Annotated in this window: 10 protein-coding genes and 1 pseudogene; all 11 read right to left on the reverse strand. The window is 51.8% G+C overall.

The genetic code is table 11. The annotated features are described in order from the left end of the window. Nucleotides 1–325: 325 nt before the first annotated feature. On the reverse strand, nt 326–1,420 hold the full coding sequence (locus JCM10914_RS23945; protein WP_023965665.1) for an MBL fold metallo-hydrolase: 1,095 nt from the start codon (nt 1,418–1,420) through the stop codon (nt 326–328). A 79-nt stretch (nt 1,421–1,499) separates the two neighbouring features. Further along, nucleotides 1,500–2,474 carry a formylglycine-generating enzyme family protein gene (locus JCM10914_RS23950; protein WP_023965667.1) on the reverse strand — a complete coding sequence of 325 codons (975 nt, stop codon included), beginning with the start codon at nt 2,472–2,474 and terminating at the stop codon, nt 1,500–1,502. Nucleotides 2,475–2,518: 44 nt separating this feature from the next. Continuing rightward, the gene (locus JCM10914_RS23955) at nt 2,519–2,935 is read right to left on the reverse strand and encodes a MerR family transcriptional regulator (protein WP_036719895.1); all 417 of its coding nucleotides are present in this window, start codon (nt 2,933–2,935) and stop codon (nt 2,519–2,521) included. A 25-nt stretch (nt 2,936–2,960) separates the two neighbouring features. Next, on the reverse strand, nt 2,961–3,701 hold the full coding sequence (locus JCM10914_RS23960; RefSeq protein ID WP_023965671.1) for a gamma-glutamyl-gamma-aminobutyrate hydrolase family protein: 741 nt from the start codon (nt 3,699–3,701) through the stop codon (nt 2,961–2,963). A gap of 241 nt (nt 3,702–3,942) precedes the next feature. Continuing rightward, the gene (locus JCM10914_RS23965) at nt 3,943–5,709 is read right to left on the reverse strand and encodes a glycoside hydrolase family 2 protein (RefSeq protein WP_023965673.1); all 1,767 of its coding nucleotides are present in this window, start codon (nt 5,707–5,709) and stop codon (nt 3,943–3,945) included. Between the two features lie 36 nt (nt 5,710–5,745). Further along, nucleotides 5,746–8,208 carry a family 43 glycosylhydrolase gene (locus tag JCM10914_RS23970; protein ID WP_231638751.1) on the reverse strand — a complete coding sequence of 821 codons (2,463 nt, stop codon included), beginning with the start codon at nt 8,206–8,208 and terminating at the stop codon, nt 5,746–5,748. 5 nt (nt 8,209–8,213) lie between these two features. After that, nucleotides 8,214–9,048: pseudogene (locus tag JCM10914_RS23975) on the reverse strand (carbohydrate ABC transporter permease). Nucleotides 9,049–9,060: 12 nt separating this feature from the next. Next, nucleotides 9,061–9,957, reverse strand: coding sequence for a carbohydrate ABC transporter permease (locus JCM10914_RS23980; protein WP_023965681.1), 897 nt, complete (start codon nt 9,955–9,957; stop codon nt 9,061–9,063). 99 nt (nt 9,958–10,056) lie between these two features. Beyond that, the gene (locus tag JCM10914_RS31525) at nt 10,057–10,725 is read right to left on the reverse strand and encodes an extracellular solute-binding protein (protein WP_023965683.1); all 669 of its coding nucleotides are present in this window, start codon (nt 10,723–10,725) and stop codon (nt 10,057–10,059) included. Between the two features lie 8 nt (nt 10,726–10,733). Further along, entirely contained in the window at nt 10,734–11,438 is a 705-nt protein-coding gene (locus tag JCM10914_RS31530) for an extracellular solute-binding protein (RefSeq protein WP_023965685.1), read from the reverse strand. A 122-nt stretch (nt 11,439–11,560) separates the two neighbouring features. After that, nucleotides 11,561–12,625, reverse strand: a 1,065-nt coding sequence (locus JCM10914_RS23990; RefSeq protein ID WP_081739884.1) for a substrate-binding domain-containing protein, incomplete at its 5' end; no start/stop codon positions are given.

Consider the following 12,625-nt stretch of genomic DNA (forward strand, 5'->3'; position numbering starts at 1 on the left):
AGCATCTCCTTTCATTAGAATCTCTATGACAATATCGGACTTCAACACATTTCTATCTAAAGCGGATAAACAATATCCACGTTATATATTATCTTAGATGATGACGAAAGTAAAACGGGAATAACCCCAGCACTTTGGGGTGGTGATTTCTGCACAAAAAGAGCCCCCATCTCATGATGGAGGTCTTACAAGCAGTCAAGTAAACAGCGTAACAGAACCCTCCAGCGAACGTGGCCTTAAAATCTACCGTTACAGACCGCGCAAGGAAACGTGTCATAAGTAAGGCGAGATCGTGTGCTATTCGGGCTGTCTCCACTCGATTAGCCTATCTCCACCAAACCAAAGACGTTTCTTCCGGATCTCCTAATACCACTGTTTGTCCAATCCTTGGAGTTGCAATCTCCACACCCATTTGACGTGCCGCCGTAACGATACGTTCGATTGGATCAGTCCATGCGTGCAGTGCTAATGTAAAAGCCCCCCAGTGAATCGGAATTAGCAGCCTTGCCTGCACATCAAGGTGCGCCTGGACCGTCTGCTCGGGCATCATATGTATCGCTTCCCAGCTAGCATTGTATTGGCCGCATTCCACCAAAGCGACGTCGAAAGGTCCGTACTGCTCTCCGATTTCTTTAAAGTGGGGACCGTATCCACTATCTCCACTACAGAAGACGCTCGTATTCCGACCTTTCACGACCCATGAACACCACAGCGTCGCGTTTTGATCGAATCCCCGTCTGCCCGAGAAATGACGCGCTGGCGTACAAGCGAGTGTCAGCCCTCCGAATGTAGTGGCGTCCCACCATCCGAGTTCCTCGATGTTATCTGCTCTTACACCCCAACGAATCAAGTGAGCACGTATGCCCTGCGGAACAAAGAAACGCCCCACCTTATCCTTAATCCGCTTAATAGTGCCGTAATCGAGATGATCGTAATGATCGTGCGTGATCAGTACGGCGTCCAGCGAAGGCAATTGTTCAGCTTCTAGCGGTGGTCGCCCGCTGTACCGTTTACCGCCGAATGCCGGGAATGGCGATGGAGTGCGCCCCAACATCGGGTCGACCAAGATCGTCTGCCCCTCAATAAACAGCAGAAACGTCGAATGTCCGAACCATATAATACGCGTTTGATCGCCGCTCGTAAATTCGACCGGATCTACAGGGTCGATCGAGAGTGTTGTCGCTGGCCGCCGATGCTTACTGTCTTTGAGATATTCCTTTGTTACAGCAAGCAAATTGCTAGGACTAACCCCCGCAGAAGTTGGAATCAAATTAATGAATTTCCCGCCGGAATATCTAGCCCCGTTCGCAATGAACGCCAAGCGCTCCTCACGAGATATACGTCCGCCGAACGTCGGATAAAATCGAAACCATACAAACCCTGCGGCAATGACTCCGCAAATCGTAATAATCCACCACACTCTGCATACCACCTTATTCGCTCCGCCAATCGGTAGGAGGATCGTAATTTAGTCATTTAGTTATTTATTATATCCGAATTTAGTCCAATGATCTCGCCACCCGGAATCCGCAGTTTCCGGTCGAACTGTCAGGCGTATTGGAACTGCGTGCCGCTACCCGATAGCGATTGCAGTACGAGCGATGGCACAAGTACGAGCCGCCCCGCATGGAACGGCGCCCGGTCGGCTGCCTAAATTCCAGATCGATGGCAGCAGTCTGCCGATGGTATGCGGGAGAGAACCAATCGCTGCACCATTCCCATACATTCCCCGACACATTGTATAGTCCGTAACCGTTCGGTTCATAAGCATCCACTGGGGCCGTACCGACGTAACCGTCGAGCGCGTTGTTTTTGGAAGGGAATTTGCCTTGCCAAATGTTGCAGCGGTGCGTGCCGTCCTGCTTCAATAAATCTCCCCAAGGGTACGTCTTGCCCGCAAGTCCACCGCGGGCGGCGTACTCCCACTCTGCCTCTGTAGGCAGTCGGAAGCCCCCCCACTCGCAATACGCTTGTGCGTCATGCCAGGAAATATGTACAACCGGATGATCCAGCCGATCCGCAACATCCGAGTCAGGTCCTTCCGGCGCACGCCAGTAAGCCCCCTCAACCACAAGCCACCATGGAACTTCCTGCGGCACATTCACAACTTGCCGCCTAGTTTCTTCGGAGGCCAATATATGAAACACGAACGACCAACCGAAGCGCTCCGCTTCGGTGACGTAACCGGTGGATTTGACGAAGGCCAGAAAGTCCGCGTTCGTTACTGCATACGGAGCAATTTGAAATGACGAGACCTCAACCGGACGTACCGGCCCCTCTCCATCTCGCGGAAAGCCGTCTTGCGCGTTCGTTCCCATGTCGAAAACACCGCCGGGAATGTTGACAAAGCGTTTCCCAATGTCTTGATTCGTAACGGGTGAGAACGCTAATTTTGAACAGGCGCTAGCTTTGCTTGTACCAGACTGTTGAACCTGATCCCTTGAACCTGTGCAGCAGGATGTTGGTTTATTCAAATGCAATATCCTCCACGTTCTTGTAGTTTTAAATACGTGTCCGGCTAATAGTTCGGAGAGACGCTTCGTACTTCGTCTTTTTGGATGGTCAGCATTCTTTCTTTTCTCAGGATGGTCTGTTCATATCGTTCGATTTTATGGTCGAGCCGGTGCAGGGTATGGGTCATCTCTTCGATTTTGGCGGAAAGTTGATTCCGCTGCTCGATCAACATTTGTTTCCGAGTGTCCAACGTTTCCTCGCCTTTTTGAAAAAGCGTCACATACTCGATCAGCATCTCAACCGGCAGCCCTGCGTTTTGCCGCATGCATTTGATGAAATCGACCCATCTGAGGTTCTCTTCGGTATAGGCTCTTATACCGCTCTGATTTCGGTTAACCGGCGGAATCAGACCAATGCGTTCATAATAACGAAGCGTATCTTGGGAGAGTCCGAATTGTTCGCTGACTTGCCCTATTGTCATGGTCATACCAGGTCCCCCTCTTGTTTTATACTGCATCAATGACGCGATGCGTACCCAGTCTGCAAGAATTCACAAATCCAAAAAAGATCTTGTCGCTGTACGGTTCCGTCTGGTAGCTGAACTCAGGATGCCATTGCACGCCCAGAACGAATGTATGAATTGGCATGAACACCGATTCAATCATCCCGTCCGCAGCCGTTGCCGCAACGCTCAGCTGTCCTGAAAGCACTTTGATTCCCTGATGGTGATAGCTGTTCACTTCGATCGCATCCGTCTGCAAAACATGATGAAGCAGACTGCCTGCTTCAATCTGTACGCGGTGCGCGGGCGTGGAATAGGGAGGCTTCTGCTTATGGTTAATCATCGCATCCGACTGAAGCTGTGCAGGAATATCTTGATAGAGCGATCCGCCCAGCAAAATGTTGAACAATTGCAGCCCGCGACAGATCCCCAGTGCCGGCTTATCCAGCTCAAGCACCTTCGCGAACAGCATCGATTCCATCCGGTCACGCTCATGGCACAATTCCCCGCACCATTCACCGACGGCTTCTCCGTACATGACAGGATTTACGTCATGACCGCCCGTAAACAGAAATCCATCGAATCGTTGGGCCAGTTCCTTAATCATCTCTGCGTTCGTCGTCAATGGCAGCATAACGGGGATTCCACCGGCATGCTCTACCGCCTTCATGTAACCCGGCAGCATCCAATAACTTTCCTTCTCTGAATCATACAAGGGCAGTACGCCGATTAAGGGTCTTTGCATGGTGAACCTCCGCTTTTTTGAGATTCATTATATATAGTCTTTGCAATGAATACTAGTTCATGTCAACTCAATGTCAAGAAGAAAATTGGGGTGTTCGCTCATGGGCGAACGATGGTGAGCATATGCGGGGATCTCGGAGCTTAACCGAAAAAGCAAGGAAGGGCTGTCTTGCAAGACCCAAGATCTTGTAGAAAGACAGCCCCAATAAATGCAAATGTGGATATGTTACGCAAAAGATTGCTTATGCCAGGTTTATGCTTCGAATGGACTCGACGTTGACCTTTGGTTTGCGGTCCTCCGTCAGCAAGCCGTTGACTTCCTGCTGCACGTCCGTGATTTGTGTATAACAGAATCCGCACACATAAGGCAGATTCTTGATCGCTTGCGTAATTCCTTCGTACCGCTTCAAGAATTCCTCTTCATTGCGAACCTGATTACCATAACCCCAGCCCTCTTCGGTCTTAAAAGCAATGCCGCCGTACTCGCTGATGATTACGGGCTGACCGCGGTATCCATAACCAAGCGCGAAGGGAAAGCGGTGCGTATTGTGCGCGATTTGATTACCCAGCAGCGCATCTTTGTCTCGGTAACGCTCTTCCAGAAAGGCTCCTACCTCTTCATAATCATGCAGCGTAAGGATATCCGATACCGTATGCTCCCACCCGTCGTTAACGATAACGGGCCGCATCTGATCGAATGCCTTGGTCAGATGATAGATCGATTCAGTAAATTGCTGTTGCTTGCGGTCGGTAAAGATGTCCGTGATCCCCCAGGACTCGTTAAACGGTACCCAGGCAACGATGGAAGGATGGTTGTAGTGCTGCCTCACGATGGACATCCATTCGTTTGTAAAGCGCTCGACTGCATCATCTCCAAATTCGTATGTGGACGGCATTTCCGACCATACCAGCAGCCCTTTGCGATCGCACCAGTATAGGTAACGGGGATCTTCCAGCTTTTGATGCTTGCGCACGCCGTTGAAGCCAAGCGCGATCGTCTGCTCGATATCTTCCAACAGCGCTTCCTCCGACGGTGGGGTCAGATGTGTATCACTCCAATACCCTTGGTCGAGCAGGAGACGCTGGTAGATCGGGGTATGATTGAGCATGATTTGATCGCCCACGATCCGGATGCTCCGCATGCCGAAATAGGAGTAGACCTTATCCACGGGCTGGCCGTTATGCTTCAAGACGATCTCCACATCGTACAAATTCGGGTGGTTCGGATGCCACGGCTTAATCTTCCATTCTCCCGCCGCTTCGTTGACAACGCTCGCATCCACCGTGACCACGGCCCGTTCCACGCTGGTTTCCGTTGAACGAATTAACTTCCCGTCGAAGCGGATGATCGTCTGCAAGGTGTATCCATCGAGACTATGCCCGAGATTACCTAGTTCGTAACCAAAGTTGGCCGACCCGCGTTCGAGTTCCGGCGTAATCTTGACCCGGCCGATATGAACCGGATTCACGTACTCCATCCATACGGTCTGCCATATCCCCGTCGTCTGCACATACCAGCAGCCGAAGTTGTCCTTGGCCCAGCGCTGCTTGCCGCGCGGTTGCGTGCAGCTGTCACTGTCCAGGACACGGAGCGTAAGCCGATTCTCTTCCCCAAGCTTTACCGCCTCGGTTATATCGAACGAAAAGGCCGAATATCCTCCCTCATGCGTACCGATCTTGCTGCCATTGACCCATAACGTTGCCGAGTAATCCACCGCCTGAAAATGGAGCAGAATGCGTTTATCTGACTTATCGGCCGGAACGGTAACAATCCGCTCATACCATACACACGGATGGAACGATTCATCCTCGATACCGCTGGCCTTCGTCTCGTACGTGAAAGGCACCGTAATTTTCCGGTCGGCTTCAAGACGGTCGAACCACTTGCCGCGCTCACCTTCCTGAGCGTCATCAAACCTAAAATCCCATGCTCCATTCAAATTGTCCCAGTCCTCGCGCACCAATTGCGGTCTGGGGTAGTCCTTTATATATTTATGCGAGCTAGACATTATGTTCCACTCTCCATCTTGTGTAGTTTATGCTTGCTATTTCGTTGCCAAAGATTCCACCGTGAGATCGCCAAGCTCGATCTGCTCCGCTAAGACTGAGCGGATGCCGACTCTTCCCTGCATGAATGCGCGAGGGTCGTCGTACGACAAGACCGCTTCCTCCCCGTCCTGAACAAATATGCGGATGGAGCCGCGCACCACTTCGATTCGCATGGCCGTCGTCTCGTTTCGCGGCAGATCTACTTTGACGCTATGCAGCAGTTCGGAGTCGTAATTAAGTCGGTACAGTTCCAGTTTCGTCGCACTGACCGCGAGGAAATATCCCGACAACGCATCGTGCACCTGATCCGGGAAATCCGACTCATTTGTGACGCGGAAGAGTACGCCCGCTTGACCGGAGGGCTCTTCGCCCAGCTTCACGGTCGTGTTGACGGTATAGTCGCTCCACAGCGGACTCCCGCCGTACATCTTCGTATCGGCATTGGCCGCGCCGACATAGCCGTCAGCCGTCTCGCTCCAAGCGCCATGGATGTCCTCGGAGCCTGCTTGCTCCAACAATCGTTCCGCCGTGAACGGCTGTATCTCGATTCGTTCGAAGTCCAGCGTTGTCCATTCCAGCCTGCTGCGACCATCCAGTTGAACCGCTATCGTATGAAAGCCGGGTTCAAGCTGCACGGATCCAAGCCGAACTTTAACCCAAGGGTCATCCCCTTCGTAATCGCCATCGCCCGTCTTAAAGGTCGCGGCTTCCCGATCGTCGACAAGCAGCTTGATCGCTGACGGTTGCTGACCGGCTCTAATCGTCATATCCACCCCGTAGGTGCCGGATTCCGCTACGTTTACCGTATAACGCAGCCAATCGCCTCTGTCTTTCAGTGCCGCTGAATAGCTTCCATCCTCCGTGCGTCGGATGTCTATGCCATCCGATATGCGCCACTCGGTGCTTGTTGAGGGATTGCGGACGGAGTACCCCCTGCTTTGGCCGCTTAGGTAATGAACGGCCTCGATACTACCTGGAAGAGGCTTCGCCGTGTCGAAGTCGCTCGTGCCGGAAGCATGGTTCGAGAATGCCGTATAAGAGAATTTCGGCTCACCGTTCTCATACCAATAACCGATGCGGCCAGGCCCGAACCCCGCCGCCGCTTCATTCAGCTTCAGCAAGCCGTCGAAATACACACGTAACCGTTCTTCTCCGCGCTCGACGCGAATCGTGTGAAGTCTGGAAGCGTCCATGTCTGGAAGTTCGATCTCGGCCAAGGTTCTGCGATTCCCGTCTTCCATCATGTTCAAGGAGAGCCGCTTATGCTCTGGTTCAATGGCCACGTAAGCATAATGATTCTCGTCGGCATAAGCGAATATAGCTTCGACCCGCGCCGTTAGCGGCGTGAGATTGTATTCGGCGGTATAGAACCCAGCCGTGCTCTGCTTACTGATTATTCTCCCGTTTACTCCTGAGGTTTCCGCTTCCCAATGCGCCGGATCGACAGTAGAAGCGTCTAGCCTGTCGGCAAAATCCGGTCCGTTAGGTACGGGCTGATCGTAATTTGTAGGACCTAAAACCTCCATTTTATCTCCATTAAACACAAGCCGGTCGATATTCATGCGCCGCACGGGCGGACCTTCCTGCGATCTTCCCGTCAGGTTGTGATACACGAGATAATAAGAGTCCAAATCCGGTCCCATGACGGTAGAACTGTGACCAAGTCCGTAAAAATCCGGCTGCGTGCTGATAACGAGCGGATTGTTGACCGGTGCCGTATACGGACCAAGCGGCGAGTCATGGGATACGGCATAATGTATTCGATAACCCTTGCTGAATACATGATTGCCGGTATACGTCAAATAATAGTTACCGTTCCGCCTGATAATCATGGATCCTTCTGTCCAGTGCCCCAGATATGCTCCCGGAATCACCTGGCCAACGCCGAACTCGGCTGGTCCCTCCATTGGAACGCCGACGATGCCGGAAGTGCCCGCGTGGGTGAACAACCAGGAACCGTCGTCATCGATGAATACCGAGCCGTCGATGCTCATGCCGACGTTGTCGGACATTCTCTCGAACGGGCCTGTCGGCGATTCGCTGCGGAACACGTAATGACCTTTTCCCGCAGGCGATGTGTATAAATAGAACCAGCCGTTCCAGTAGATGACCTCCGGCGCATAAGCCCCGGTCGACACCGGATCTTCGGTGACCAGGCCGGCATAACTCCAAGTGACGAGGTCATCCGAAACCCACGCCTTGATGCCCACGCGATGATCCTTTGTGCTGACATACAGATAATAGCGACCGTCATAGCGCAGCACATATGGATCCCCGTTGCCGTAATCCTCCCACTCCTCCTCTAATGAAGGGAACGGGTTGGCATACACTTTTTCATTGTAGATATCCATCTCAACAGCCTCCGGTTTCGTGGTGGTATCGCATCCCGGCAAGACCAGCAGAGCCGCCAATGCTATGGTTCCGATACCGTATGCGATCCGCGTCATCGATTTCGGCATACGCCTCATCCCTTGATCCCGCTAATGGCCATCGACTCGATGAAGTATCGCTGACAGAAGAAGAACACAACGATGACCGGTACCATGGCGATGATGGCAGCTGCATGATCATGGGATAATCGGATTGTCCGATGTACATCGCCTGCATGGAGGCGATCAGCACTTGTATCGTTTGCTTCTCCGGCGTATGCAAGTAAATCAGCGGGCCGAGAAAATCATTCCAGATGCCCATGAAACTTAACGCCGCTTGCGCGGCCAGAGCCGGCTTCATGATCGGCAGCGCAATCTTGAAGAATATCCCCGGAAAGCTTGAGCCGTCGATCTTCGCGGCTTCGATTAATTCCGTCGGCATCGCGCTCTGCATATACTGCCGGATGAAGAAGATGACAACGATGTTACCGAATAGGCCGGGCACGATGAGCGGCAGCAGCGTATCGACCAATCCAGCCTCGAAAATCCGATATACTGCGGGATCATCACAACCGAATAGGGAATCATCATCGTACCCAGCAATCCCATGAACAGTACGCCTTTATAAGGAAAATTAAATTTGCCGAAAGCATAAGCCGACATCGCAGACACCAGCATGCCGACGGTCAGGACGATCACTACGATGATCAGACTGTTCATGAATCCATGAAGCAAAGGCGACTCCTGCCACACCTTCGCATAGTTACCGAATGTCATCGGATCGGGAATCCATTGAGGTGGAATTTCGAATATATTCCGCCGATCCTTCAGCGAAGTCGATATCGTCCAGATAAACGGCGCGACCATAAAGATTGAACCGAACAATAGCAGCAACAGTGACCAGAGGTCGGTCCATTGTTCCCGTTTCACCAGAAATCCCCCCTAGTCTTGGTAAACCCATCGATTGGAAAGCTTGAATTGAACCAGCGTGACCATAAAGATCAAAATGCCGAGTACCCACGCCACTGAGCTCGCATATCCCATGTTGAAGTACTCAAAAGCATGCTGGAATATGTAATAGACTACCGTCGCGCCGCTGTATTCCGGTCCGCCGTCTACCGCCAGCACGTAGATTTGACTGAAGGACTGGAACGCACCGATGATGCCCATCACGATGACAAAAAAATGGATCGGCGTAAGCAGTGGAATCGTGATTCTCGTTAACTTGTGCCATGCTCCGGCACCGTCGATTTCCGCGGCTTCGTAATACGTTGAAGAGATCGATTGCAGTCCAGCCAGATACAGCACCATATTCCCGCCGATGCCACCCCAGAGACCGATCAGGATGAGCGAGGGTTTTACCCATTCCGGTCGGCCGAGCCAGTTGGGACCGGTTATTCCGAACACTTCCCACAGGAAGTTGTTAAGCAGCCCATAGTCCTGATTCAATATCCATTGCCATAACAATGAGACTGCGATAATCGGCGAGATAACCGGTAGATAATAAATCGTCCGCATGAACGAGATGCCCGCAAATTTGCGATTCATCAATATCGCCAGCAGCAGCGACAGCACCATGCCGATCGGGATGCCGATCATTAAGAACACCGTGTTGTAAAGCGATTTGTACACCTTTTCGTCGCCCAGAAGATCCTTATAATTGGCAAGTCCCGTCCACTGTGGATCGGACAGCATATCCCATTTATGAAAGCTGATATAGATCGAGAACACGATCGGCACGAGGCCGAACAAAAGAAATCCGAGAACCGGCGGAGCAACGAACAGGTACAACCACGCCAGTTCCCTTCTGCGATATCCGCCAAGAAGCTTCGTTCCCATAATTCACATTCCACCTTCGCCTGTATTCGTTATGACAGGGCGTTGTTTGTATAACGGGGAGGCGCCGACATCAACCGTCGGCTACCTGCCCCTTTGTCATTACTTGTTGCCTTTGTCGTACAGTTCCTGCATCTTCGGCTGGATTTCGGCCGTAAAGTCTTTCGCCGACATATCCCCGTTCCATACCTTGCTCGCATTCTGGTTAAACGCATCCATCCATTGCGTATCCTTCGAGAAGGCAATGACGTCCGGCCGACCATACTCCTCGATAATATCCAGGAAGACCTGTCGCGTTTGCGGTCCTTGTTCCATCTCCAAAAATTCACCTTTTGCCATGTCGATCAGGTTCGGCACCGCTTGACCGAGTTGATAGTTTTCCCGCTGTCCCTGCTCATCCAGCGACAGATAGGCTGCGAGGTCGAACGCTTCCTGCGGGTGCTTGGATTTGGCCGATACGGCAAACCCCATTGATCCGAGCCAAGTTGCCGTTTGTCCCGTATTCGGGCTTGCCGGCCACGCAGCAATGTCCCATTGGAACGGCAGTTCCCAGAAGGACGGCTGATCCCAAGGCCCCATGGCGAACATGCCGAGCGAGCCGTTCACGAAGCGGGTATACGCATTCATCGCTTGTTCGGCTTCCTGATTCGGACTCACCTTGTGCTGCAGATTCAGATCGGCAACGAACTGCATGGCTTCGTAGAATGCCGGTTCGTTGACCTTTACCGTACCGGATTCATAATCGATGTACTCGCCGCCGTTAGCCCACACTGCAGACTCTAGGTGTATGCGCCTACCCCGAATTGATCCAGCTTACCGTCGCCGTTCAGATCCAGCGACAGCTTCTTGGCCGCTTCCAGCATGTCATCCCAGGTCCACTCCCCGGCTACAGCAGAAGGATACGGTACGTTCGCTTGGTCAAACAGATCCTTGTTGTAAACAAATGACCAAGGCCCTACGTCTTTTGGAAGTCCGTACAGATCACCAGCGCCAACCTTGTTGCCGTCATAACGGTATCGGTCGAGTGCTTGAGGCCATACGTTGTCCGCATGAAACAACGTGGTCTGATCCAGATAGGATTCAAGGCTCAGCAGCGTACCCGCTTGCGCGAACCTGTAGAATTCGGAACCGCCGACATAGAAGACATCCGGCACCTTGCCGGAACTGATTAACGTCGTCATCTTCTGCGAATACTCGCCTGGAGGCACCGAAGTGTACTTAACGGTGACATGCGGGTACTTTTCCTCGAAAGAAGCAATCAGTTTCTCAAAAATCTTCTTCTCGTTCGGATTCCCGTGACCCATAAACTCGATGGTGACAGGATCCTTTTTGTCCGTCCCGGCAGTTGCTTCGCTGTTTGGTGCCGTGCTGTCCGGACTTTGGGAAGCCCCTCCACTAGAGCCATTGCTGCCTCCACTACAGGCGGATAACGTAAACATCAGCAGCAACATGATCATACCTGCGAACTTGCTCTTCGATTTCATGCGATTCCCCTCTTCTATAAGATTTAGTGTAAGCGCTTTACAAAATCATAATAAAGTATAATAATTTATAATTTATATACTAAATACAATATAAAATTTAGGTGTTATTCTAAATAATCCACCTAATCTTTGACGAGCTTGACCGGCACGACGAGCCGTCTAGCTTCATGGCCGCCTTCAATTTGCTCGATCAACAGCTCAACAGTAAGCCGGCACATCTCCCCTTCATTTTGGCGGATATAAGGAACATTCGGCAGGTCCGGCGGATCAAAGGTTATCAATTCCATCTCCTCAGGTATCGGTTTACGGCAGGCCGTAGCCGCTTTGTAGACGATTCTGCACAGCTCGGTATTAGCCGTAACGATTCCGCTGATATCGGGATTGCATGCCAGAAACTCCTTAATTTTGACGGTGGACTGCCCGGCCGCGATCTCCTCTAGTGAGAGAAGGCACCATAATCGCTTATCGATCGACAAACCGCGTTCAAGGAAAGCCTGCTCAAACCCCTGCGATCTTTCGTCGGTCACTGTATTCGTAATTTCCGGCGAGATGAAGGCAATGGAGGCATGTCCCTTCTCGAGTAAATTATTCACCGCTTCCTTTGTGCCGCTGATATTATCCGAACTGACGCTGTAGGTTTTGACCTCCTTCAGAAATCGGTCAATTAAGACGAACGGAAACCGGTCCAGCGAGAGCCTTAGAATCGAATCATTGTACGTTTCGTTTTCAACCGGAAAAATAATCATGCCATCCACTCCCTGCTTCAAAAAGGAAGAAATGACCTTCGATTCCTCTTGCTGCGATTCGCGCGTAATTCTTAGCATCAATTCATAACCTGCGGCCGTCGCGTACTTCTCAATATTATCCAAAAAGCGCTGGTCCACCTTCGTCTTCATCGTCGGCAGGACCAACCCGATTCGTCCGCTTCGACTCGGACCTTCCGTCCATTCACCTAATGGATTAAGCGCGGCGGCGTTCTCCGGCCTGCTCATGACAAAGGTCCCCTTCCCTTGGATTCGGACGAGCAAGCCTTCCTCCATCAATCCGACCAACGCGTTTTTGCTCGTGATTTGACTGACACGGTAGCGTTCGGCCAACTCCTTCTCGGATGGGACTCGATCCCCTTCCCGCAGCTTGCCGATGGCAATCAGACGTCTGATATCTTCCTGGATTTTTTTATATAACGG

It is taken from the genome of Paenibacillus sp. JCM 10914 (genome assembly GCF_001315105.1).
Taxonomy (GTDB): domain Bacteria; phylum Bacillota; class Bacilli; order Paenibacillales; family Paenibacillaceae; genus Paenibacillus_AQ.